At 71.8% G+C, this 23,311-nt stretch carries 19 protein-coding genes, 2 pseudogenes and 2 riboswitches; of the genes and pseudogenes, 7 read left to right on the top strand and 14 right to left on the bottom strand.

Annotated elements, in window-relative coordinates:
• Nucleotides 1-32: 32 nt before the first annotated feature.
• The gene (locus BKD26_RS41540; protein WP_241518819.1) at nucleotides 33-443 is read right to left on the bottom strand and encodes a hypothetical protein; all 411 of its coding nucleotides are present in this window, start codon (nucleotides 441-443) and stop codon (nucleotides 33-35) included.
• A complete protein-coding gene (locus BKD26_RS25180) occupies nucleotides 440-1,252 on the bottom strand; it encodes a hypothetical protein (RefSeq protein ID WP_241518818.1) in 813 nt (270 codons plus the stop codon). Before BKD26_RS25180 ends, BKD26_RS41540 begins: the two co-directional genes overlap by 4 nt.
• A gap of 95 nt (nucleotides 1,253-1,347) precedes the next feature.
• Here BKD26_RS25180 and BKD26_RS25175 point away from each other — a divergent pair.
• Nucleotides 1,348-1,512: pseudogene (locus tag BKD26_RS25175) on the top strand (pirin family protein); the annotation flags it as partial.
• Between the two features lie 156 nt (nucleotides 1,513-1,668).
• Nucleotides 1,669-1,852, top strand: a riboswitch (cobalamin riboswitch).
• 147 nt (nucleotides 1,853-1,999) lie between these two features.
• Nucleotides 2,000-2,695, top strand: a complete 696-nt coding sequence (locus tag BKD26_RS25170; protein ID WP_084902331.1) for a (2Fe-2S)-binding protein — start codon at nucleotides 2,000-2,002, stop codon at nucleotides 2,693-2,695.
• 247 nt (nucleotides 2,696-2,942) lie between these two features.
• On the opposite strand, the gene BKD26_RS25165 is transcribed toward BKD26_RS25170, so the two are convergent.
• The 10 genes from BKD26_RS25165 to BKD26_RS25120 all read right to left on the bottom strand — a co-directional run bounded on the left by BKD26_RS25165 (nucleotide 2,943) and on the right by BKD26_RS25120 (nucleotide 13,238).
• Complete coding sequence (locus BKD26_RS25165) at nucleotides 2,943-3,326, bottom strand: transcriptional repressor (protein WP_084902329.1); 384 nt, start codon at nucleotides 3,324-3,326, stop codon at nucleotides 2,943-2,945.
• Between the two features lie 181 nt (nucleotides 3,327-3,507).
• Complete coding sequence (locus BKD26_RS25160; protein ID WP_206603714.1) at nucleotides 3,508-4,785, bottom strand: MFS transporter; 1,278 nt, start codon at nucleotides 4,783-4,785, stop codon at nucleotides 3,508-3,510.
• Nucleotides 4,782-5,603, bottom strand: coding sequence for a DUF364 domain-containing protein (locus BKD26_RS25155; RefSeq protein WP_084902326.1), 822 nt, complete (start codon nucleotides 5,601-5,603; stop codon nucleotides 4,782-4,784). Before BKD26_RS25155 ends, BKD26_RS25160 begins: the two co-directional genes overlap by 4 nt.
• A 38-nt stretch (nucleotides 5,604-5,641) precedes the next feature.
• Nucleotides 5,642-6,421 carry a phytanoyl-CoA dioxygenase family protein gene (locus tag BKD26_RS25150; RefSeq protein WP_084902323.1) on the bottom strand — a complete coding sequence of 260 codons (780 nt, stop codon included), beginning with the start codon at nucleotides 6,419-6,421 and terminating at the stop codon, nucleotides 5,642-5,644.
• A gap of 61 nt (nucleotides 6,422-6,482) precedes the next feature.
• Complete coding sequence (locus tag BKD26_RS25145; protein WP_084902321.1) at nucleotides 6,483-7,517, bottom strand: pyridoxal-phosphate dependent enzyme; 1,035 nt, start codon at nucleotides 7,515-7,517, stop codon at nucleotides 6,483-6,485.
• A gap of 16 nt (nucleotides 7,518-7,533) precedes the next feature.
• Nucleotides 7,534-8,301, bottom strand: a complete 768-nt coding sequence (locus BKD26_RS25140) for a methyltransferase (protein ID WP_084902318.1) — start codon at nucleotides 8,299-8,301, stop codon at nucleotides 7,534-7,536.
• A 44-nt stretch (nucleotides 8,302-8,345) separates the two neighbouring features.
• Nucleotides 8,346-9,917, bottom strand: coding sequence for an ATP-binding cassette domain-containing protein (locus BKD26_RS25135; protein ID WP_084902316.1), 1,572 nt, complete (start codon nucleotides 9,915-9,917; stop codon nucleotides 8,346-8,348).
• Nucleotides 9,914-10,723 (bottom strand): ABC transporter permease, encoded by an 810-nt coding sequence (locus tag BKD26_RS25130; RefSeq protein ID WP_084902313.1) that lies wholly within the window; start codon nucleotides 10,721-10,723, stop codon nucleotides 9,914-9,916. Before BKD26_RS25130 ends, BKD26_RS25135 begins: the two co-directional genes overlap by 4 nt.
• Before the next feature lie 5 nt (nucleotides 10,724-10,728).
• Nucleotides 10,729-11,676: an ABC transporter permease gene (locus BKD26_RS25125; protein ID WP_084902311.1), complete on the bottom strand. Its 948-nt coding sequence runs from the start codon at nucleotides 11,674-11,676 to the stop codon at nucleotides 10,729-10,731.
• A gap of 2 nt (nucleotides 11,677-11,678) precedes the next feature.
• On the bottom strand, nucleotides 11,679-13,238 hold the full coding sequence (locus tag BKD26_RS25120; protein ID WP_084902308.1) for an ABC transporter substrate-binding protein: 1,560 nt from the start codon (nucleotides 13,236-13,238) through the stop codon (nucleotides 11,679-11,681).
• 405 nt (nucleotides 13,239-13,643) lie between these two features.
• Between BKD26_RS25120 and BKD26_RS25115 the strand changes: the two are divergent.
• Nucleotides 13,644-14,186, top strand: a pseudogene (locus tag BKD26_RS25115) (M24 family metallopeptidase); the annotation flags it as partial.
• A gap of 421 nt (nucleotides 14,187-14,607) precedes the next feature.
• Here the strand turns inward: BKD26_RS25115 and BKD26_RS25110 are convergent.
• Nucleotides 14,608-16,095 carry a RecQ family ATP-dependent DNA helicase gene (locus BKD26_RS25110; RefSeq protein WP_084902305.1) on the bottom strand — a complete coding sequence of 496 codons (1,488 nt, stop codon included), beginning with the start codon at nucleotides 16,093-16,095 and terminating at the stop codon, nucleotides 14,608-14,610.
• Nucleotides 16,096-16,097: 2 nt separating this feature from the next.
• On the opposite strand from BKD26_RS25110, the gene BKD26_RS25105 reads away from it, so the two are divergent.
• From BKD26_RS25105 to BKD26_RS25095, 3 genes are all read left to right on the top strand, one after another.
• Nucleotides 16,098-16,586: a DUF2243 domain-containing protein gene (locus tag BKD26_RS25105; RefSeq protein WP_084902302.1), complete on the top strand. Its 489-nt coding sequence runs from the start codon at nucleotides 16,098-16,100 to the stop codon at nucleotides 16,584-16,586.
• On the top strand, nucleotides 16,583-17,404 hold the full coding sequence (locus tag BKD26_RS25100; RefSeq protein ID WP_084902299.1) for a cytochrome c oxidase assembly protein: 822 nt from the start codon (nucleotides 16,583-16,585) through the stop codon (nucleotides 17,402-17,404). The genes BKD26_RS25105 and BKD26_RS25100 overlap by 4 nt, the downstream gene beginning before the upstream one ends.
• Nucleotides 17,405-17,476: 72 nt before the next feature.
• Nucleotides 17,477-18,226 (top strand): hotdog fold domain-containing protein, encoded by a 750-nt coding sequence (locus BKD26_RS25095; protein WP_084902297.1) that lies wholly within the window; start codon nucleotides 17,477-17,479, stop codon nucleotides 18,224-18,226.
• 9 nt (nucleotides 18,227-18,235) lie between these two features.
• Here BKD26_RS25095 and BKD26_RS25090 read toward each other — a convergent pair whose 3' ends face one another.
• Nucleotides 18,236-20,980 carry an amino acid adenylation domain-containing protein gene (locus BKD26_RS25090; RefSeq protein WP_084902294.1) on the bottom strand — a complete coding sequence of 915 codons (2,745 nt, stop codon included), beginning with the start codon at nucleotides 20,978-20,980 and terminating at the stop codon, nucleotides 18,236-18,238.
• Nucleotides 20,981-21,600: 620 nt separating this feature from the next.
• Nucleotides 21,601-21,722, top strand: a riboswitch (cobalamin riboswitch).
• A 335-nt stretch (nucleotides 21,723-22,057) separates the two neighbouring features.
• Between BKD26_RS25090 and BKD26_RS25085 the strand changes: the two genes are divergently transcribed.
• Complete coding sequence (locus BKD26_RS25085) at nucleotides 22,058-23,302, top strand: MFS transporter (RefSeq protein WP_084902290.1); 1,245 nt, start codon at nucleotides 22,058-22,060, stop codon at nucleotides 23,300-23,302.
• Nucleotides 23,303-23,311: the final 9 nt, after the last annotated feature.

Below are 23,311 nucleotides of genomic sequence, written 5' to 3'. Positions count from 1 at the left end.
GCACTTGCTAGGGAGGTCGAAAGAGTGCCGCGTCAAGTATGAGCCACCAGCGAAGTCTGGCGCGGCTCGGTCGTCGTGTCCGGGTCGCTGGTGATCAAGCGACGAGACCGAGGTCCAGCATCTTGGCGGCTTTTCCGATGGAGCCTGGCATGAGGTGCCGGTAAATCCTGAAGGTGAATGTCGAGACTCCTGTGGCCCATCCACTCGGCGACGTCAGTGATCGGGATGCCGTGGGTGAGGCAGTTCGACGCGAAGAAGTGGCGGAAGCTGTAGAGCACCATTCCTTGAGGGATGTCGGCTGGGTCGGCCTTCTTGATGATCTTCTGCCACTGATTTCCCAAGTAGTAGTAGGGGAAGGCTCTGGTGGAGTCCTTGGGATGTCGTAGGAGGTAGCCGTCCGTGGTGCCGTGCTTGTCTGCGTACCACTCGATGGTCTCTTTCACTCGTGGGAGCAGTGGGACGTCTTGTAGTCGCCGACCTTGCGGTGCTTCAACCTCCCGTACTGGCCGGTGGTCTGGTTGACCTGTTCGGTGATGCGGTAGACGTCGTCGGCGACGATGTTGTTGAGGTTGACGGCGGCGGCTTCTCCGTTGCGCATGCCGCAGCCGCTCATCAGGTCGGCGAACAACAGGAACGTGTCGTCGCCGGCCGTGCGTATCTGCCGTAGCTGGGCGACGGAGGGGATGACCGCGCGTGTCGGGTCGTACTGGGGTGGCTTGACGCCCTCCAGGGGGTTGTCGTCGTAGATGCCCAGCCGGTGGGCGTCCAGGAGGATCGCCTTCAGCTTGTCGAAGGCGTTCGACTGCGTGGCCAGACCGGCGCCGTTGCGCTCCATTGTGCGGATGAACCCGTCCACGACCTTGTGGTCGAAGGTGCTCATCCGGCGGCTTTCGAGAGCCGGGAGCAGGTGATGCTCCAGCAGAGAGTCCAGGTGCCGCACGGACGCCGGAGCGAGGTCGCGCTGGCCGGCCTTCCACTCGGCCGCGTACTCCCCGAAGCGCATCGCCCCGTACTTCGCCACCCGCTCGGCCTTCGCCCGACCATGCGGAGCCGCCTTCTTCGCGTTGTAGACATCCGTCAACCGCTGGATCGCCTCGTCCTGGGTGACGAACCCCGACTCCTCCACCTGCTTCCCGGCCCCGTCCCGGTACCGGACCTTGTACAGGTGCGGGCACTTCGACCACCTGGACCGCGGATGCTCGCAGTCCTTGAAGAACGTGCCCATACCGCGGGCCAGGGTCTTGCTCACCATGTGCCGGAGACTCCTCGAGGACCGATGCTGACGGTTTGCTGACCGCCGACGGTCCACGACATGCCTGACCTGCATTGATGCGCTGAGGTTGCAGTATGTGGTGGAACTTCGTGGGCCGGACCCACGAGGAGATCGCCCAAGCCCGCGCCGACTGGATGACCACCACCCGCTTCGGCGAAGTGGAAGGCTACGCAGGGGGCCGGCTGCCTGCTCCCGAACTGCCCCCGGTGGCGCTGAAACCGCGAGGAAGGGTGCGCTGACCTGCAATGGCGTGGTCGGGGGCGAGTGTGTACCCGGGCGCGGCAAATCTCACCAGGGTGAGGCGATCACTGATCGAGCCGGGGTGACCGGCGGGGCCCTCCGGTGTGCTACCGGTGTGTGGCCGGTCGCACACGGGTGAGCCTGGTGCCGGCGCTCGACGTGATGGGATGCTGCGTTCGACAAGCGACGGCGGAACGAGGAAGCCGGTGAGATTCCGGCACGGTACCGCCACTGTGCTGGGGGAGCGAACCCGCTATGGCCACGGCCCCGTTGAGGGCGGGAAGGCCGGGAGAGCGTCGATCCCGAGTCAGGAGACTCACGCCGTCGCACCTCGACGTACCGGGGCGGAGTTCCCCGAGAGAGGATGGTGGCACCCGTGTGCCCAGGTGCCCATGACAGCCTGTCCGAGCCGTGGATTCATGCCGCGCAGCCCCGACACCGACGTACACCGGACATCGTCCAGGCCCTCAGCGGGGCGGTACGCACGTGACGACCACCGACACCCTCAGGCGGGTCTCCGCCATCGGCCCCTACTTCGCGGTCTCCTGCGGGCCGAGGCCCGACTCCGCGCGGTTCCGGCCCCTGACCGGCCTCTACGAGAACCCCGAGCTGCTGGCGGCGTACGTTGCGGACGTGGGTGAGCGGCTCGGTACGGACCAGAAGCGGGTGGCCGCATCGACCCTCCACATCGGGACGGCGGCCCGCCTGTGGTCGATCGCCCTGGCAGGCGCCGCGTTGAGCGGGCGGGCTCCCGACCTCGCCCCTGAGCGGTTGTGGTGGCGCGCGGCCGAGTCCGGGCCGATCGACCTCTGGATGCCCGAGCCGGGCGCGGTCGCCGACGGCGAGCTGCATGACGCCGTCCACGCCACGGTACTCGTACAGAACCTCCTGCCCCTGGGCACCGCCCTTGCACGGCACTTCGGTCTGTCCGCCCACGTCATGCGCGGCAACGCCGCCTCCGCGCTCATCGGGGCCGTCCGGGTGCTGACCCTTCGTGTCCCGCACGCACCGCACTCGGCGTTGCGGCTCGCCGCAGCCCTGCTGAGCCGGGAACCGCTGGCCGGTGCGGGGGTGTTCACCGCCGAACCCCTCACCTACCGCCGCCGCAGCTGTTGTCTCTACTACCGCGTCCCGGGCAACGGGTTCTGCGGCGACTGCGTCCTCAACGGCGACCGTGCCTGACGGGCGGGAGGCAGGAGACGAGCTGCTCCTCGCCTCCCTGAATACGCAGGTGGAGCCAGGTGGTGCCGGCGGGAGCGCGGCCGGCCAGGTATTCCACGACGGGCTGGTGGGCCCGGGACCCATGGACGCCGCCCCGGCCTCACGGGCGTGCGTCAGCGTGCCGAGGACCCGTATGTGCGGGTGGCCGTCGGGCTCAGGGGTGTGGGCGCACGGCCGGATAAGGAGGCGCGTACAAGAGGGCGCCTCCTTATCCGCCGTTGGTACGGCAGAGGCCGCAGATTCCGACGAGCTCGAGGGTGTGTTCCACGTCGGAGTAGCCGGTGCTCCGGGCCACGTGGGCGACCCAGTGCTCGACGACGTCGGAGTCGAGCGGCTGACCGCGGCGGCAGCGGCGGCAGACGAGGTAGTGGCGGTGCTCTGCCACCGGCCGGTGACGGTAGAGGCGTTCCCCCATGTCGTCGCGTACGACGTCGGCGCCGCCGGCGCGCTCCAGGTCCTGCAGGGCCCGGTAGACGGTGGAGAGCCCCACGCGGATGCCGGCCGAGCTCAGTATCGCATGCAGTTCCTGGGCCGAAACGAAGTCGGAGCGTTCGGCGAACGCCTCCAGGACGGCCGCACGCTGGCGTGTCATGCGCCTGCCTGTGGGGGCTGTTGCCGCCACAACGGACTCCCTACTGCTGTGATCAGGGTCGATCGGCGCCTTCGCCCCGCCGGCACGGGCTCCGCGCCGCGGAGAGCCCGCAGACCCCCACGGGAGGCGAAAGGCCCGTAGGGGTCCGCGTAGGCCAGGGCGTCACGTCACCGCGAGGCGTTCAGTCCTTCCCGCTCACCGACGAGCGGCTGACCAGGCGGGCGCAGACGAGTGCTGCGAGCGTCAGCGCTCCGAGGGCCGCGGCCGTGCCCGGATATCCGCCCAGCGCCAGACCCACGCCGCCGAGGCCGGCGCCGAGGAAGACGCCGAAGCTCATCCCGGCGGCGTTGATGCTCAGCGCCGTACCCCGAAGCGAGCCGCAGCGTCGTACCAGCAGTGTGGTGACGCAGGCGGCCACGGTCGCGTGACCGGCACCGATGAGTGCGGTCAGGGGAAGGGCCAGGAGCAGGGAGTGGGTGAAGAAGACGCCCACCAGTGCCGCCAGTGCCACCAGCAGGGCGAGTGCCATGAGCCGTTCGCTGGGGAACTTCGGGCGCTCGGCGCTCAGGAGGCGGCCGGCGAGGAGGTTGCCCAGGAAGAACGAGGTGCCGCTCAGGGTCCAGACGACGGCGAAGACGCCCGGGTCGAGGCCGAAGCGCTCGTCGTAGAAGGCCGCGAGGTACGCGAGGTAGCCCATGAACGCCGCCGTCCGCAGCATGGCGACGCACAGCAGCGGGACCACACCGGGGAGGGCGCCCAGTAGCTTGAACGAGGCGAGGTAGCCAGGCTGCGGCTCCGCGGGCCCTTCGGGCTTCCCGGTACGCCGAGGACGGCGGCCTCGGAGGAGGAAGTACAGGGCGAGTACGGAGGAGACGGCGGCGATCGCCCACAAGTCCCCCTGCCAGCCCCACAGTACGGCCGGCAGCGCCACCAGGGGCGCGGCCAGGAGCGCCGTGAGCGACTGGGTCGCGGTGATGAGGGTCGCCGCCCGGCCCGCGGCGGCGTCGTTGTCGAAGCGGTCGGCCGCCGCGGCCGTGAGCGCCGGGTTGAGCACGGCCGTACCGGCGCCGACGAGCAGGCAGAAAGCGGCCAGCAGCAGGAACTCGCCGGTGGCGCCGAGGGCCGCCGAGAGGGCCAGCACGGCCAGCCCACCGGCCGCTGCCCACTCCTTGCGTACGCGGTCGATCAGCGGAGCCAGAGCGGTTCCCACGGCCAGGGCGGCGAGGCCGCCGAGGCCGCGCAGCTGGCCCAGGGCCGCGACGCCGCCGTCCGACGCGTCGGCGATGGGGACGAGGAAGGTGCTGTAGATGGTGAAGGGCACCAGCCCCACGGCGGAGGCGAGCATGAACGGCCACAGAACGCGCGTCATCCGCCAGTCGCTCGGTACGGCGTCGGCAGCCGCGTCGCTTGTCGCGCCGGCTCCGACGGGGGCTGCCGAGTTCTTGGTCTCGCTGCTCATGCGTTCGCCGCCCGGTACCGGTACAGCGCGGTCTCGTCGGCGCTGAACTGGGAGAAGGGGAAGGGCTCGGCGGAGAGCGCGGTGAGGCCCGCGCCCAGGAAGGCGCGCGCCACCGCGCTGCCGGTCTGGGCGTACACGACGAGCGGCATCGCGTGCTTGCGGCAGTGGTCCAGGATGACGTCGAAGCTGCCGTTGCTGAGAGTCATGCCCGTGGCTACCACCGCGTCGGCGTCGGCCAGTACCTGGGCCATGTCATCGGTGACCGGGTCGCCCCAGTTGGTGGTGCGCAGGTTGAAGTCGCAGGGAAGGGGGACACCCCCCTGGTCGCGTATCGCCGCGACCAGCGGGTTGACGACGCCTATCAGGGCGACCTTGGCACCGGCGGGGATGTCGAGCAGTCCGGCGACGGCCGCGTCCCTGGCCTCTGCCCGGGTCTCGGGCGTGCCGGTCGGCAGTATGACGGTCTCCGCGGTGGGGGCGCTGCGGTGCGGCTGGACGCGGGCGAGGTAGGCGTCGAGGGCGGCGATGCGTACGGGGGCCGAGTCGTGCCGGATCAGGTGGTCGAGGGTGTGTCCCGAGGCGTCGGCGCAGAAGTCGGGGGTGAGCTCGCCGGTCTCGAAGGACGAGGCGCCGAACGCGTCACCGGACCGCAGCAGCAGGTAGTGGTTGCGGTAGGTGACCTGGCTTCCGGCCAGTCGGGTGGTGTGGTGGAGCCAGAACGCGCTGGTGACGGCCAGCTCCTGGGGAGGCGGCCCGTAGGCGCCGTCGAGAACCGCCTGCTGGAGGTCGGGCACGGAGTGCGGCTGTGAGGAAGGCATGTCGGGTTCTTTCTTCTCTGTCTGCGTACGGGGGGTGGTCAGGGCAGGTCGGCGAGCCGCTCACGCCGGTACGGCAGCCGGTCGAGCGTCGGACGCCCGGCGGGCTGGAAGCACAGGAGCAGGGAACGGCGGTCGCGCGTGGTGGTGTTGGGGCCGGAGCGGTGCACGATGAGGCCGGGAAACATCAGGACCGAGCCGACCGGGGCCTCGACGGTCACCGCGCTGCCGGTATCGGTCCGCGAGGCGTCGACGAGCAGCCCGGTGGGTTCGGCACGATCGCGCGGTGCTGGTCCGGCCAGATGACTGCCCGGGACGATCTCCAGAGCGCCGTTGTCGGCGGTCACCTCGTCGAGGAAGACCATCGCGGTGGCGATGTCCCGGGCGTCGGGGCCCGCGCAGCAGTACCAGTACGGGTAGTCCTGATGCCAGCGGAACTCCGAACCGACGCCCGCCCGCTTGAAGTTGAGCTTCGAGGTGAACGGCCCCAGGTGGTCGGTGTCCAGCAGGCGGCGCATGGGTGCGGTGAGCCGCTCGTCGGTCCACAGCGCGTCGAGCGCGGGGTCCAGCTGCGTGACCGGGGACAGGCTGCGGACAGCGGGCGGACGGGCGTCCGGCTCCCAGTGGACGGTCGCCCCGTCCACCGTCTCCAGCCGGTGCCCGTCCGGCCACACGGTGACCTGTGTGTCCCCCTTCAGGGCGCGGCCGGTGACCCGTTCGAGCACGGACTCCGCGGCTTCGCCCAGGGCCGCGGTCTCGGCGGGGCCGAAGAGCCGGGGCAGCAGGACGAAGCCACGTGTCCGCTGCTCGCTGAGGGACATGGCACGGCTCCTTTCGGAAGAGGGATGGAGTACGGGGGTCCGGGCGCCGCCCGGAAGGACGTCAGGCGGCGCCGGGCACCAGAAGCGCTTCGCCGCGCAGGAGTGCGCTGTCGCGGGGCGGCCAGTCCATCGCCGACCACGGGTGCCGCAGCTCCTCCTGGGCCGTGACCTCGTGGGGACGCATCGCGCCGAGGCCGATGGCCTGCGGGTGGTTGGCGTAGGCGCTGTCCACGTACCGGTGCCCGGTGTCGGCGGCGAGGAAGACGTACGTCCTGGAGTCGTCGCGTTCCCGCTCCCAGAGGGTGGCCAGGTAGGCCGCGCCGGCGGAGAGGCCGGCGAAGATGCCGCTGGCCCGCAGGAGTTCGACGGCGCCGGACATGGCGTAGTCGAAGTTGACCCAGTGGATGCGGTCGTACAGGTCCTGGCGGACGTTCTGGAAGGGGATGGAGCTGCCGATCCCCGCGATGATCATGTCGGGGTCGGAGACGTGCTCGGCGCCGAAGGTGACGCTGCCGAAGGGCTGGACTCCGATGAGCGCGACGTCACGCCCCGCCTCGCGCAGATACGTCGAGATGGCCCCGGTGGACGCCCCGGTGCCGACTCCGCCGACCAGGGCCAGCGGCCCCTCGGGCACTTCCTTGGCGACCAGGTCGGCGACGTCGCGGTAGCCGAGGTAGTGGATGGAGTCGTGGTACTGCCGCATCCAGTGGTAGTCGGGGTGCTCCTGGAGCAGTTCGCCGATGCGCTCGACCCGGAGGTTCTGGTCCAGGCGCAGGTTCTTGGAGGGGCGGACCTGCTCCAGGGTGGCGCCGAGGATCTCCAGCTGGACGCGGAGCGTACGGTCCACCGTCGTCGAGCCGACGATGTGGCACTTCAGGCCGTACCGGTGGCAGGCGAGGGCCAGCGCGTGGGCGTAGATGCCGCTGGAGCTGTCGATGAGCGTGTCACCCGGCTCGACCTGGCCGGTCTCCAGGAGGTGGCGTACGGCGCCGAGCGCCGAGTACAGCTTCATCGTTTCGAAGCGCAGACAGATCGCCCCGGGCGGCACGGTGACCACATCGGGTTCCTTGACCGCTTCGGCTATGTGCTCGTGCATGTCTCTCTCTTCCCGGTCAGGCGGTGTGGTCGCGACGCAGCTTGAAGAGGTACGCCTGGCAGTTGTCGCCCTCCCAGGTCTGGCGGTGCGTGATCTCCGGCCGGAAGCCGGCCTCGATGGCGTACGCGACGATGTTCTTGAGCTCCGAGGTGTTCGACACGATCAGGTGGATCTCGCCGTCGGGGGCGAGCAGGTCGCGGTCCGTGATCTGGTCGAAGAAGCGCGTCACGATGTCGATGCCCACGCAGACGTTGCGGACGACCGTCGGGTCGTCGCTGGTCCTGGTGCTGACGGCGGGCGGGTTGAAGGTGATGACGTCGAGGCGTGCGGAGGAGGGGAACTCCTCGAAGAGGTTGGACACCAGCGGGCGGAAGACGGTCTCGGGGCGGTCGCCGACGATGCGCTCGTAGTGGGCGGCGGCCGCGGCGACGCTGTCCGGGTGGACGTCGGCCGCGTAGACCTCACGGGCGCCCATGACACCGGCGATCACGGCCTCGACGCCGAGTCCGGCGCCGATGGCCGCGTACGACCGGCCCTTGAGCGGGATGGTGCCGTCCAGCAGCCGGTCGTGGATGATGCGGCTGGTGTCGCCGGGCTTGAAGACGCCCGGAGGCAGCTCGAACGTCCAGCCGTTGTACGAGTAGGTGCGGTGGGTGTGGATGTCGGACTTCGAGCTGTTGATGGCGAGGATCTCGTCCCGGGGCAGGGTGTCGGGCAGCGCGTCGAGCAGTGCCCGGGCGTCGGCCCGTGCGGCCGTGGCGCCTGCTGCGGTCCGGTCGGTCATGTGTCCTCCGTGATCGGGGATGTGGTGGGTGAACGTCGTGGGGCTCAGGCGCCGGACACGGACGGGGCGGTCAGGTCGGTGGCCGCCGGGGCCGTACCGAGGTCCATGGCGCTGACCAACTGCCGGGTCAGGGTGGCCCGGGGGGCGTGCAACACCTGGTCGGGTGTGCCGGATTCGACGACGTGTCCGCCGTCGATGACGACGATGTGGTGGGCGACGGCGGCGAGGAGTTCCAGGTCGTGACTGACCCAGAGCAGCGCGGTGCCGTGCTCCTCCCGGAGCCGGGCGAGTTCGCCGAGAACCGCTCGGGTCGCGGCGGCGTCGAGGGCGGTGGTGATCTCGTCGCAGATCAGGACGTCGGGCGCGGCCAGTACGGCGCGGGCGAGCGCCGCCCGTTGCAGTTCGCCGCCGGACAGGCCACCGGGACGCCGCTCTACGGTGTCGGCGGCCAGCCCGAGCCGGCCCAGCAGCTCCACGGCCTCGCGCCGCGCCTCACCGGTGTCCCGGCCCCGCAGCCGTACGGCGGTACGGGCGACCTGCTCAACGACCGGGCGCCGCTCGTCGAAGGAGCTGCGTACCTCCTGCCAGACGTACTGCACCCGCCGCTTCTGCTCCGTGGTGCGGCGGCGCAGGACCGGAAGCGGTCGGCCGTCCAGGAGTACCTCGCCGCGGTGGCGCTCGTGGAGCCCGGCGACGCAGCGGGCCAGGGTGGTCTTGCCGCTGCCGGACAGGCCGGCCACGCCGACGCAGGCCCCGGCGGGCAGCCGGAGGCCGACGCCGTGCAGGACCGGGCCCCCGCCCCGGCTGTGAAGGTGGGCGGAGAGGTTCCGTACGTCGAGCACGGCAGGCCTGTCGGCGTCGCGGGGCGTGTGCCGTGCGGCGGTCACGGGGCGCCGGGCGGGCAGCGCGTCGGCCGCGCCGCCCGACGCCGTCACGCGGCCCCGGTGCAGGACGACCACGTGGTCGGCGAGCGCCCGGACGAGGTCGTGGTCGTGGCTGAGCAGCAGGATCGCCAGGCCGCCGCGGGCGAGCTCGGCCAGCTCGCCGGCGAGCCGCATGCGGGTCACCGTGTCCAGCCCGGTGCTCGGCTCGTCCAGGACCAGCACCCGGGGCCGGCACACCAGGGTCTGGGCGAGCGCCACGCGCTGGCGCTGCCCGCCGGAGAACTGGTGCGGGAAGCGCCGTTCCGTGTCCCGTCCGGTGGGCAGTTGGGCGGCCTGGAGCGCCTCGGTGACCGGCGCGGGACCCGCCGAGTGGTGCAGCCGGGCCAGTTCGGCCAGGACGGCGCCGGTGCGGCGCGCCGGGTTGAGGGCGCTGCCCGGGTGCTGGGGCATGTACGCGACCACCCGCCCGCGCAGCCCGGTCGCCTCGTCCGTGATCCCGTCCTCGTCCACGACCCTCACGGAGCCGGCCGTCACCCGGCCCATGAGATGTACGCCGGGGCCCGCCTCGCCCAGCAGCGCCAGGGCTGCCGTGGTCTTGCCGCTGCCCGAAGGACCGACGAGCGCGGTGACCCGTCCCTCGTGGAGGTCGAAGTCCACCGCGTCGAGGAGCACGGTCTTCCCGGCCCGCGCGGTGAGCCCGCGCGCGGTGACGAAGGGTGTCTCCGCGGTCATCGAACAGCCTCCTGCGTACGGCGGGAGCGGGCCAGCAGGCGGTCGGCGAGCAGGTTGAGCCCCACGGTGAACATGACGAGCATCAAGGCGGGCGCCAGCACGGCCCACGGCTGGAGCAGCAGTGCCTCGCGGCTGCGGGCGATGCTCACCGCCCAGTCGGGCGCGGTCGGGTCCAGCCCCAGTCCGAGGAAGTTGGCCGAACCGACCAGGAAGACGGCGAGGGTGATCCGGGTGCCGATGTCGGCGGCGACCGGGGACAGCACGGAGCGGGCCACGTAGTCCAGCTGGATGCGGGCGCGGGACTCGCCCTGCACCCGCAGTGCCTCGGCGACGGGGCTGCTGGCCGCGTCCAGGGCGGCCGCCCGTACCAGCCGGGCCACGGGCGGCACGTTGACGGCCGCCACCGCGAGGGCGATGGCGACGGGGGAGCCGCGCCAGCCGACCGCCACCACGCTGATCACCAGCAGCGTGGGCACGGGGAGCAGCACGTCCAGGGGGCGGATCAGCAGCTCGTCGGCCCACCGGTGGCGGGCGGAGGCGGCCAGCAGCCCCACGAGCCCGCCCACCAGATAGGCGACCGCGACCGCGCCGAGCGCCATGCCGAGCGCGCTCCGTCCGCCGTGCAGCAGCAGGGCCAGCACGTCCCGGCCCAGCCCGTCGGTGCCGAGCGGGTGTTCGCCGCCACTGCCCGCGTACGGCATGAACGCACCGGGAGCCGCCGGCTGGGCGAGCAACGGCCCGATGAGAGCGATGGCGGCCGGCACCACCAGCAGCAGTCCACCGACGGACGCCACCGGCATGGTCATTGCCTTCACCGAAGGACCTCCGTCCGTGGTACGAGTCGATGGCAGACCAGGTCGGCCGCGAGACTGAACAGCAGCGCCGCCACGGCCACCACCAGGGCCAGCCCCTGCACCGTGGGTACGTCCCGGGCCTCCACGGCTCCGACGAGCGCGGTGGCCACCCCGGGAATCGCGAAGACCGCCTCCACGATCAGCACGCCACCGACCAGGTTGTCGCCCACCCGGGCCAGTTCCTGGATGCCGGGGACCGCCGCGTTGGGCAGCACGTGCCGCACCAGCAGCGTCCGGCGCGGCACGCCCAGGCGCCGTGCCTGGACGACGTAATCGGCCTTGAGGACCGTCACCATGCCCGCCCGTACCTGCCGGGAGAGCAGGCAGATCAGACGGGCCGCCACCACCGTGACCGGCAGCACCAGCAGCGCCGGCTCGACGACCAGGTCGGCCGCGCCCACACCGACCCAGGTCGCCGGCAGCCAGCCCAGCCGCAGCGACAGACCGGCCACCAGCAGCAGCGCGAGCACGAAGTCGGGTACGGCGTTCAGCGCGAGGGTCACGGACGTGACCGCCCGGTCGAGGCGGCCGCCTTCCCGCAAGCCGGAGGCGATGCCGAGCAGCACCGCGAGCGGCACGACGACCGCGAAGGTCACCGCGGCCAGCACCAGCGTGATGCCGGCCGACTCGGTCAGGATGTCCAGCACCGGGCCGCCGCTGACCAGCGACGTGCCGAGGTCACCGGTGAGCACGCCCTGCGCCCAGTCCGTGAAGCGTTCCAGGGCCGGCCGGTCCAGCTGGAGCTGCTCGCGCAGCGCCGCCACCTGCTCGGGCGTGGCGTCCTCGTTGTTGCGGACGTCGGCCGCGTCGCCGGGCAGCAGCGAGGTCAGCAGGAACACCAGCACCGCGAGCAGGACCAGTTGTACGGCTCCGACGGCGAGCCGTTGCAGGGCGTACCCACGCATGCTCAGGCCAGCCACACCTTGTCGAAACGGGCCGAGTCCAGCGTGTTCGGCGGGGCCTCCTCGACGCCGCGCACCCGGGACGACACCGCGTTCAGCCAGTCGGGGTGGCCCCACATCAGCAGGCCGCCCTCTTCGTGGACGGTGCGCTGGAGGTCCCCGTACAACCGGGTCCGCTCGGCCTCGTCGGTCGTGGACTGCGCCTTGGCGAACGCCGCGTCGAAGTCCTTGCGGCGCCAACCGGACGCGTTGAAGGCCGACTTCGTGAGGAGACGGTCGTTGATGTACGTGGGGATCGTCATGGCGCCCGAACGGTGGCTGCCCATCACGCCCTTGGTCAGCTGGTCCTTGAAGTACGTCTCCGAGGAGCCGGTGGTGACCTTCACCCGCAGCCCGGCGTCGGCGGCCTGCTCGGCGAACAGGGTCGCCGCCTCGACGAAGCCGTTGGCCACGGACGACGTGTAGATGGACAGGGGCTTGTTCAGCACGCCCGCCTTCTTCAACAGCGCGCGGGCCTCGGCGACATCGCGCGTTCGCTGCGGGATGTCCACCGGGTAGTACTGGTAGCCCTTGCCGAACATGTCGTTGCCGACCACGCCCCGGCCCGCCAGGACGACCTCGACCAGCTTCTCCCGGTCGGCGAGCAGCTTGAAGGCCAGGGTGACATCGGGATTGTCGAAGGGCTCCTGGTCGCACTTCATGACGATCGCGTGGGCGGTGCTGCCCTTCGCGGCGATGATCCGGACCGACTTGTCGGCCTGCGCGGTACGGGCGAAGGTGGGCGTCATCTCGTAGCCGTACTCCGCCTCGCCGCCGCGCAGGGCGTTGCCGCGGGCGTCGGCGTCGGCGGAGAGGATGCGCAGCTCGTCGACGTACGCCCCGCCGTCCCAGTGGTCGTCGAACCGCTCGGCGACGAAGGATCGCCCCGCCTGGAACGTCTTCAGCCGGAACGCTCCGGTGCCCACGGGCTTCGCCGGGTCGAGGTAGCGCGCGCTGACGATGGCGGTGCCCAGCGTGCCGAGCAGCGCGGGCAGTTCGGCGCTGGGCCTGTTCAGCACGATCTCCACGGTGTTCTTGCCGACACCGCGGCTCTTCTTCAGGTCGATGACCGACAGCAGGCCCTGCGCGAAGTGGTTGGTCGCCTTGGGGTCGAGGATGCGGCCGAAGCTGAACAGCACGTCCTCGGGCGTGAGCTTCTTCCCGTCGTGGAAGAGCGCCTCGCGCAGCGTGAACCGCCATACGGTCGCCTCGGGGTTGGACTCCCACTTCTCGGCGAGCCGCGGCACCGGCGCCATGGTGGCGTCCAGGTCCACGAGCCGGTCGAACATGGCCTTGGTGCGCGCCATGTCGATGGCCAGCGCCTCCGCGTGCGGGTCGATCGTCTCCTGCTCGCCTCCGCCGGTGAACAGGGCCCGGAACTGACCGCCGCGCCTGGGCTCGCCCTTCCCGTCAGCCGCGCTGCCGCTGCCGGTGCCGGCTCCGCAACCGGTGAGGGCCAGGGCCCCGGCCGTACCGGCAGCACCGGCCAGAGCCAGGAACTCTCTGCGGTTACGGAATGTCGACATGCTGCTCCCTCGATGAGATGACGTGGTCCCCCACCGCAGCCGCAGGACGGGGCGGTGGGTGGGGGCCCGCACAGCATCGCGGTAATGAAAATGATTGTCAACACCGATAGGTGTCGGCCGAAGGAAGCTCGGGTCGGCGTACAACGGTTGACGGTTGGCCTTCGGGGCCGTCGGCGGATGTGTTGAGCGCACCCGGCGCCTGTTTGCGTCCCGTCACAGTCGGCCGACAGCCGGTGCCGGTCCATCGCGGCGTCGACCCGAACCAGGTGGACCCGGGCGAGCGCGCCCATGACCCACGGCGACACGTTGAGGCGGCGCTCGTGGCAGGCCGGGTCAACGAGTCGGTGATGGACCGCCGGGCCTCAGACCGCGCCCTACGTGGTGAGGCGGACCCGCCGCTTGTAGCAGACGCGCACCCTCTACACCGCCGACGTCACACGCACGCTGCCGATCAGCGGCACCTTCACGCCCGTGCAACGCAAGGTCTACGACGCGGTGTACGAGGCCCAGGAAGCCGGCATGGCAGCCGTCAAGCCGGGAGCCGCGTACCGCGACTTCCACGAGGCGTCCCAGCGCCGCCTGGCGGCCCGGCTGGTCGAGTGGGGCTTCATCGAGGGCCCGGCCGAGCGCGCGTACGAGCTCGGCCTCCAGCGCCGCTTCACGATGGCGGGCACCGGCCACATGCTCGGCCTGGACGTCCACGACTGTGCGCAGGCCCGGAACGGGGGGTACGTCGACGGCGTGCTGGAGCCGGGCATGGTCCTCACCGTCGAGCCCGGCCTGTACTTCCAGCCGGACGACCTCACCGTGCCGGAGGAGTGGCGCGGCATCGGCGTCCGGATCGAGGACGACCTGGTCGTCACCGACGACGGTCACGAGAATCTGTCGGCGGGCCTGCTGCGGTCGGCGGACGACGTCGAGGAGTGGATGGCCCGGTTCGCGGGCTGAGCACGCCGACGACCGGGACCTGCGCCTGGCGCGGAGCGCCGTGGAGGGAACGGGCGGCGGGCTGGTCGGGCCGATCCGGCTCCTGGCCGGCGCGCCGCCGCGCCCGGGCTGCCGGCCGGGGGCCTCCTGTGTGGGGTCCGCGCGGTATGCGCGAGTGGGCGGTCAGCGGAAGCTCCGTGTCCAGTTGTCGCGCGCGGAGCACTTCGCCGCCACGCTCGTACCCGCCCGCGTCCCGGGCGGGGCGGCGTCGCGGTGCGGGCTGGGCCACTGCGACCAGCACCGAACCCGGGCGTGCCCGACGGCGTCGCCGGGGTGCCCCGCCGCGCTGGACGTACGAGCGAGCGAGGCGTAACGGCGGTGAGGGCTCAGGCGGCATCCGAAGCGGCCCTGAGTGGGAGGAACCACTTCCGGGGCCGCGAGGTCAGTCGGCGGACTCCGTGCGCGCTGTGAGCAGACCCTTCTCGGCGATCGCCGCCAGGGACAGTGTCCGGTACCCCATGGAGTCGAACAGAACGGTGATCCGGTCGCCCTCCTCGCTCATGACCGTGCCGTCGCCCCACTCGCTGTGCCGGACCCGCGTACCCGCCGGGTACGAGGCGGCCGCGGGGTGCCGGGGCCGGGCGTCGTCCGGGTCCCCCACGCCCTCGGCGACTGTGCCGTCGGTCGAGGTGGGTGGGCAGCACACATCGCAATTGCCGCACGGGGCTTCGTGCGGCTCACCGAAGTAGCCGAGCAGGAAGCGACGGCGGCAGGCCGTCGTCTCGGCGTACGCCAGCACCATCGCGAGCCTCGACCGCTCCAGCCTCCTCCGTGCCTCCGCCGCCCCCACCGCCCGCGCGGTGGCCTCCTCGGACGTCATGCCAGGTACGTGACGCACCTCCCCGTCGGCGTCGGTGCGCACAGCTCCCGCCTGCTCCAGGAGGTTGGCCGCGGCCGTGACGCGGCGGTGTGACAGGTCCGTCCGCTCACCGACCTCGTCCAGGGCGACGGAACCGTTGCGTTCGTGGATCTGCTCCGCGACCTCGCCGAGGGTCTCCTCGTCGGGTGTCCGAGTGGCGAAGAGACGCTGGAGGCCGCTGTCCTCCGGCCGGTAGTGGAGGACCGCGACCGCCGGGTCTCCGTCGCGGCCGGCACGGCCGATCTCCTGGTAGTAGGCGTCGAGGGAACCGGGAACCGAGGCGTGGAGTACGAACCGGACGTCCTCCTTGTCGATGCCCATGCCGAAGGCGGAGGTGGCCACCACCACGTCGGTCTCGCCGGCCAGGAAGGCATCGTGCACCCGGGAACGCTCACCGGCTGCCAGGCCGGCGTGGTAGGCCGCGGCCGACAGGCCCAGCCCGGCGAGCTCGGCCGCGTACTTCCCGGCATCCTTGCGTGTCGCGGTGTACACGATTCCGGGCTTGGGCTCCGCCGCGGCACGCTCCACCACCGCCCGGCGCTTGTCGGCGTCGTCCGGGAACCGGCGTACCTCCAAGGTGATGTTCGGGCGGTCGAAACCGGCCACGACCAGTGCGGGGGCCTCCATGTCCAGCCGGTGCACGATCTCCTCGCGCACCGGGGGAGCAGCAGTGGCCGTGAGCGCGAGGACCGTGGGCCGGCCCACCCGCTGGATCGCCTGCGCCAGACGCAGGTAGTCGGGACGGAAGTCGTGGCCCCAGGAAGCCACGCACTGCGCTTCGTCGACGACGAACAGCGAGGGCGCGGCCCGTGCGAGGCGCTCGACCACCTCGTCCTTCGTCAGCTGCTCGGGGGAGAGGAACAGGTACTCGGCGTCCCCGTGCCGCACCGCCTCCCACGCAGCCTCAGTCTCTCCGGCCGGCTGGGCGGAGTTGACCGCGACGGCCTCCGGGGCGTGGTGGCCCAGCAGGCCGGCGATCTGGTCCTGCTGCAGGGCGATGACGCGGAACACCCATGAGCCGGTCGGCGCCCTCTCCGGCTCCCGACGACGGGGTTTCCCGGCCTCGCAGGTCCTTGGTCGTGAGCGCGGCCATCGGAGCGGCCGTCATGGCGGCCGTCGACGAGATCGTCTTCCACCAGGTCCTCGGCTGGCACCACTTCTACGACCGCTCCACCACCGGCGTGGGCCTCATGTCCGACGGTCTGCTGCACACGGGGGAGTTGCTGGCCCTGGTCGCCGGCTTCTTCCTGTACGCGGACCTGCGCCGCCGCCGCGCCCTGGCTCCCGCCCACGCCTGGGCGGGGTTCTTCCTCGGCCTGGGTGCCTTCCAGCTGTTCGACGGGATCGTGGACCACGAGCTGCTGCGCCTGCACCAGATCCGCTACGGCGTGGACGTCACGCCCTACGACTGGGCGTGGAACGTGTGCGGCCTGCTCCTGCTGCTGGCCGGCCTCGCCCTGGGCGTCCGCGCGGCCCGGCGTACCCGCGCGCCGGCACCGTGACACCGGCACACGTCCACCCCGGCCCGGCCGACGCGCCCGCCGCCCTGGCCGGGCCGGTGGCCGCCGCTGCCGCCCTGCTGGTGGCCGGCGCCTACCTGGTGGCCGCGGCTCGCCTGCGCCGCCGGGGGGACGCGTGGCCGTGGTGGCGGGATGTGTTTTTCACCGGCGGGAGCGCCGCGCCGGCGTGGGCGGTGGTGGGCGGGCTGCCGGGCGGTCCGTTCACCGCGCACATGGCCCAGCACCTGCTCGTCGGCATGGCGGCACCCCTGCTGCTGGTCCTCGCCCGCCCCCTCACGCTCGCTCTGCGCAGCACGCCGGCCGGCCCCGTACGGCGGCGTCTGCCGGCAGTGGCGCGTTCACGGCCCGCCGGATGGCTCGCGTTCCCGCCGGTGGCGGCGCTGCTGGACATCGGCGGCCTGTGGCTGCTCCACCGCACCGAACTGTTCGCCACCACCCAGCATCACCCCGTGTGGCACCTGGCCGTGCAGGCGCACGTACTGGCCGCCGGAGTGCTGTTCACCTTCACCATCTGCCAGGTCGATCCGGTCCGCCGCCGGTGGGGCCCGGCCTTTCGCGGTGTCACGCTGCTCGCCGCCGGTGCCGCCCACGCCGTACTCGCCAAGACCCTCTACGCCACTCCGCCTCCCGGCACCGCGTACGACACGGCGGACCTGCACACCGGCGCCCAACTGATGTACTACGGCGGCGACCTGGTCGAGCTCGCCCTCGCCGTCACCCTGGCCACCCAGTGGTACGCGAGGACCGGCCGCGCCCACGCCCGCCGCGCCGTCCTCACCGGTCCGCAACAGGCCGGCTGACCGCGGCCTGTGACCACTGTCACCCGCTCGTCCGGCACGGTGTGCACGAGGCGGTGTGGTGAGGTGTGGACCATGACGACGACCGACTCGACGACCGACTCGACGCGTGACGCGATCGTGGTGCCGCAGCTGTATGTCGGCTATCCCGGTGTGGCCTTCGGGGGCTACGTCGCGGGCCTGCTCGCCCAGCGTGTGGAGGCCGGGACCGTACGGGTGGACTTCCGCGGTCCCGTGCCGGTCGGGACGCCCGTGCGGATCGCCGGAACGGCGGACGGCGGCTGCGAGTTGGGGCACACTGGCCGGCCGCTGGTGACGGCGGCGCCCGCTCGCGGGCTGCTGCTCGACGTGCCCGAAGCGCCGTCCTGGGACGAGGCGTCGGCGGCGGCCGAGGCGTTCCGGGCGGACCCGCCCGACGGTGTGATCGACTGCTTCGGCTGCGGTCTCCGTACGCCCGGACGCGGCCTGCGCCAGCATTGCGCCCCGGTGCCGGGCCGCTCCGTCGTGGCCTGCGGCTGGACCCCGGGGCCCGCCCTCGCCGGCCCGGACGGCCTCCTCCCGCCGGAGCTGGTCTGGGGCGTCCTGGACTGCCCCGGCAACTGGGCGGGCCGCCTGCTCGGCACCCAGCGACCGGGCGCGGTCACCGCCTCCCTCACGGGGACACTCCTGCGCCCGGTGGTCGCGGGCGAGCCGTGCGTCTCGTACGCCTGGCTGCTCTCCGAATCGGGCCGCAAGCATCACATGGGCGTCGCCCTCGCCACGGCCTCCGGCGACCTCTGCGCCCTGGGCGAGTCCCTCTGGCTCGACCCGCGCCCCCAGGGCTGAGCTATCACCTCACGCGCCGTGTCCGAGCCGCAGCAGGGCCGCACGGTCCACCTTGCCGTTGACCGTGCGGGGTAAGTGCGGCAGGACCAGGATGCTTTCGGGGACCATGACGGCGGGGAGCAGTTCGGCCATCCGCGTCCGCAGGGTTCGTTCGTCGGCGAGGTGTTCGGCGGGTGCCGTCGCAGGCGGTGTGGTGGAGGCGAGGGCGAAGGCGATCAGGCCCGTTCCCGTGTCGTTGGGGACGACGACCGCCTCGCGGATGCCCGGCTGGGCCTCCAACCGGGCCTCCACGGCGCCGAGTTCGACCCGGTGGCCACGGATCTTGACCTGGTGGTCGCGGCGGCCGACGAAGTCGAGTGTGCCGTCGCGGTTCCAGCGGACGAGGTCCCCGGTCCGGTACATGCGCGCGCCGTCGACGTCGGCGAACGGGTCGGTGAGGAAGACCTGCCGGGTCGCCTCCGGCCTGCCGTGATAGCCGTGGGTGACGCCGGCGCCGCCGATGTACAGCTCGCCGGTGACGCCCACCCGCACCGGGCGGCGTTCCTCGTCGAGTACGTACAGCCGGGTGCCCGGGACCGGTCGGCCGATGGTCACGGGCCCCGGAGCGTCGAAGCGCGCATAGCTGGCCCAGACGGTCGCCTCGGTGGGACCGTACTCGTTGACCAGCGCCACCTTCGTGCCGGACAGCAGCTCGAAATGACGGTGCAACAGTGACTGGGGGAGCGGCTCACCCGCGACGGTGACCGTGCCGAGGGAGCGCAGAGCGTCCAGGCCCAGGTGCTCGGCCGCGTCGAGCAGGACGGCATACAGGGACGGTACGCACAGCAGGTGGGTGACGCCGTGCCGGGCGACGAGCCGGACCAGCAGGCCGGGGTCGCGTACCTCTTCCGAGGTGGCGACCACCAGGTGGCCGCCGGCCGTGAGGGTGCCCCAGATCCCCGCGACGGAGGAGTCGAAGGCGAGCGGTGACACGAGGAGGAACACCGGCTCGCCCGGGTACACCGTGCGGCGGGCCGAGGTCGAGGCGGCGAGCTCACGGTGACCGACCAGGACGCCCTTCGGCTCGCCCGTGCTGCCGGAGGTGTAGATGAGGTAGGCGGTGTCCTCGGGTCCCGCGTCCTCGTACGACGCGGGCGTCGCCCGCGGCTCGTCGGGCCGGTTGAGCTGGTCCTCCTCCGTCCAGCTGCCCCGCACCAGCACCCGCGGCAGACCGGGCGCGACGGCGCGGGACGCCGTCAGCGGTGTCACGGCCAGGGCGGTGACACCGCCGTCCGTCAGGACGGAGCCGATGCGCGCGTCGGGGTGGGCGGTGTCCACGGGCACGTAGGCGGCGCCGCAGCGCAGTGTGCCGAGCACGGCGGCGACCATCGCCAGGGAGGGCTCGGCCAGGACGCCGACACGGTGTCCGCGCGTGACGCCGGCCGCGGCCAGTCCGGTGGCGACGTGGGTCGCCCAGGAGTCGAGCTGCCCGTAGGTGACCGACGCGCCACCGCTGCTCACGGCCACGCGCTCGGGGTGGGTCCGCATCCACTCGGTGACGCGTACGTGGACGGGCACGGTGTCGGTGTCCGTGTCCGTCAGCTCCTCCCCGTGGCCCAGGGCCAGGAGCGTGTCCGGACCCACCTCCTCCGCCGGGTCGGGGAGCAGGTCCGCCAGGGCCGTCGCCGCGGACGGTACGGACTCGCCCACGGGGGAGGGGCGGCCGGGGCCCCGCGGGTCCGCCGCCGCGTCGAGCTCCGCGAGCGACCGCTCGATGGCGTGCAGGGTGGGGTCGTGGCGCAGCATGTCGCGGTGGCTCACCTCGACGTCGTACGCGCGGAAGTCACGGAAGCCCAGTTCCGACCAGTCGCGGTCGTCCTCGCCCATCAGCGCCACGTCGTCGGGGTGGTAGCGGTCCGGCGTGGCGAACAGACGCACCGGGATGTCCTGGAGCCGGGGCCGGTAGCCGGTGACGGCCGTCCAGAGGGATCCGTACACACGCAGACGCGCTTCGAAGGAGGCGAGGTCCGCTTCGAGGATGTCCTCGCTCCTGTCCTTCAGCGCGTGGAAGACCTGGGCGGCGTCCAGCTCGCCCGCGGGCACCTCCAGGCCGGTGGCCGCGGCGATGCCCGCCAGGCGCTGCTGGATCAGCTCTTCGAGGACGAGAGGCCGACGGTAGAGCGAGGTGTTGAACAGGGAGACGGACAGCACGTTCCAGCCCCGGGCGCGCAGCTCGCGCGCCAGCTCGTAGGCGAAGGTGCCACCGGAGCAGTAGCCGGCCAGGTGCAGGGTGCGGGGCAGCGCGGACTCCTCCACGACGCGCACGAAGTCGGCCGTCATCTCGTCCAGGACCGTGAAGGGCAGGCCGTCGCGCGGGTCGAGCCCCCGCGCCTGGAGCCCGAACACGGGGCGGTCGAACGGCGCCCCGCCGAAGCGCTGCAGACCGATGACCCCGCCCCCGCCCGAGGGCAGGAGCAGCAGAGGCGCTCCGGCGCCCTTCTCGTTGAGCGTCACGAGCCGCTTGCCCGACGCCGGTACGCCGCGCCGGATCCAGTCGCTGATGCCCCGGAACGTCTGGGCGTCGAACACGACCTGCACCGGGAAGTCCGTACGGAACGCCTTGCACAGTGCCGTGGTCAGGCGTGCAGCGGCCAGCGAATTGCCACCGGAGTCGAAGAAGTTGGTGTCGAGTGACGGGGGCGTCGAACCGAGGACGCGGAACCACTGTGCTGCCACGACCACTTCCACGGCATCGCGTTCGACGAAGGACGACATGGTGGGGGACTCCCTTGGATGACGGGGCGGATCAGGGATGCGGGTGGAGACAGGGACACGGCTACGACTACGGCTGGTCCGCGGCTACGGATACGCACGCCGGTCGGGCTCGCCATGGGCGTGAGCGACGGCGGTACGGAGGAACGCGCTGCGACGGGTGTGCCTGCGGGTGCGGCTGATGACAGCCGGCTCTCCGCGCAGTACGCATCGCACAGTTCATGGTGGCCGGCTCGCCCCCGGCACACCCGCCGGACCCTAGCAGATGGTTCGAACACGCGTGTGTGGCAAGGGCTTTGAGCGAGCGACGTCACATGCGCTTTACAATCCGGCGGGAGTGTGCAACGTTTTCGATCAGCGCCGGGCTCGTGCTGGAGGCGCCGACAGCGGTCGCACGTCCCGACCGGACCGACCGACCATCGGTCGACCAGGACCGCTCCGCACGTACACACCACCGTTTCGGGGGAAACGACGATGAAGACGCCGCATTGGCATCGCTCGCGCAGGCTTGCCGCCCCAGGGGTACGGCAAGCCGATTGACGCGGCCTCCACCCGTGTAGGGTGACGCTCCATCGCCGCCAACTCCCTTCGGGTTCACGGTCTTTGGACTGCGTCGAGCGAACACACAACTTCACCGGGGCGGCAGGGCCCAGGAAGCCGGTGCGAATCCGGCACGGTCCCGCCACTGTGACTCAGGCTCCGCCTGACAGTCAGGAACTGACCTGCCGCCTTTCTTTCCGACCGCTTAGGGGACGTGGAGATCCCTGAAGGAGGCATTTCGACATGGCACGACCCATCAGTACACGCCACCGGCGCATCTCGCGACGCACCTGCTCACCGTGATCTGAGACCGGAACCATCCGAGTCCGGAGCGCCTGCCTGCCTGCCCGGCCGGCGAAAGCTTCGGCGAATGGGTCGGCGAATGCCTCGTTGAACGCATTCCACCGACACACACACCGCGCCCACCGTGCCCGCCGCCCCGGGCGCGCGCGGCGTTGGGGACGCGTCCTGTCAACCACCCGCCCGGAAGGGGCTGTTCGTCTTGCTCGTTCCCCGGCTCCCGAGGGCAGGCCATCGACCATGACCGACCTCGCGACCCCACCACCCGCTCTCGTTCCCCTCCGCCGCAACTGGAGGTTCCAGAGCTACTGGCTGGGCACCACCGTCGGTGCCATCGGCACGTCGATGTCCCTCCTGGTGTATCCCCTCCTGGCACTGTCCCTGACCGGGTCGCCCCTGCAGGCGGGACTGCTCGCGGCGACCCAGTCCGCCACGGCCGTCCTGCTCGGCATACCGGCCGGTGCGCTCGCGGACCGGTTCAGCCGGCGCAACCTCCTGCTGTCCTCCGAGGCGCTGAGAACACTGGCGACCGCGGCCGTCCTCGTCGCCGTGGCCACGGGCGCAGCGAGCGTCGCCGGGCTGTTCGCGGCGGCGGCCGTGCTCGGCGTCTCCGGTGCGATCGGCATGCCCGTACGGCGCCTGGCGCTGCGCTCCATCGTGCCGCCCGAGCAACTGCGCCAGGCCCTGAGCCAGGACGAAGTACGGGTGAACATCGCCATGCTCGCCGGGCCGCCGCTGGCCGGGCTCCTGTTCGCGGCGGGACCGGTCCAGCCCTTCGTCGCCGTGCTGGCCTGCTACGTGGCGTCGATGGGCTCCGCCTTCCTGACCCGGCTGCCGGCGACCGGGCAGCAGCCAGGCCCGCTCAAGCCGTCCGTCCTGTTCAAGGGCGCGACGGTCGGCCCCCGGATCGTCTGGAGGGACGCGGTCCTGCGCGCCGTCACGGGGCTGATGACGATCGAGAACTTCATCTTCGCCGCACTCAACCTGATACTCATCAACCACTTCCAGCGGCAGGGCGTCGACGCACGCACCATCGGCCTGGCATTGTCGGGTGAGGCCATCGGCTACCTCACCGGCGCGGCTCTGGTGACCCGGCTGCACCGCCGGTTCCGCCCGGGTGTGCTCCTGCTCGGTGTCGTGTGGACCTCCCTGCTGGTGACGGCCGCCCTGCTGCTCCCCGCCTCCCCGATAAGCGTGTTCTGCCTGCTCTTCCTCATCTCGCTGGGGAAGCCGGCCCTGTACGTACTGATCGACGTCATCGTCTTCCAGCAGGTGGACGACGCCGTCCGTGGGCGGGTCATCTCCGGCAGCTTCACCGTCCTCGCCGTAGGGGGTCCGCTCGGAAGTGCCGCGGCCGGGCTGCTGCTGGGGCACCTCTCGCACCACACCGCGATCGGGCTCCTCTGCCTGGTTCTTGTGATCCCCCTGTGCGCGGCGACCGTTTCCCGGAAGCTGCGCCGCGCCGACTGGCCGGACCAACCCTAAGGACACGCA

It is taken from the genome of Streptomyces sp. CB03238 (genome assembly GCF_002099185.1).
Taxonomy (GTDB): domain Bacteria; phylum Actinomycetota; class Actinomycetes; order Streptomycetales; family Streptomycetaceae; genus Streptomyces.
This window is presented reverse-complemented; position numbering and strand designations above follow the sequence as displayed.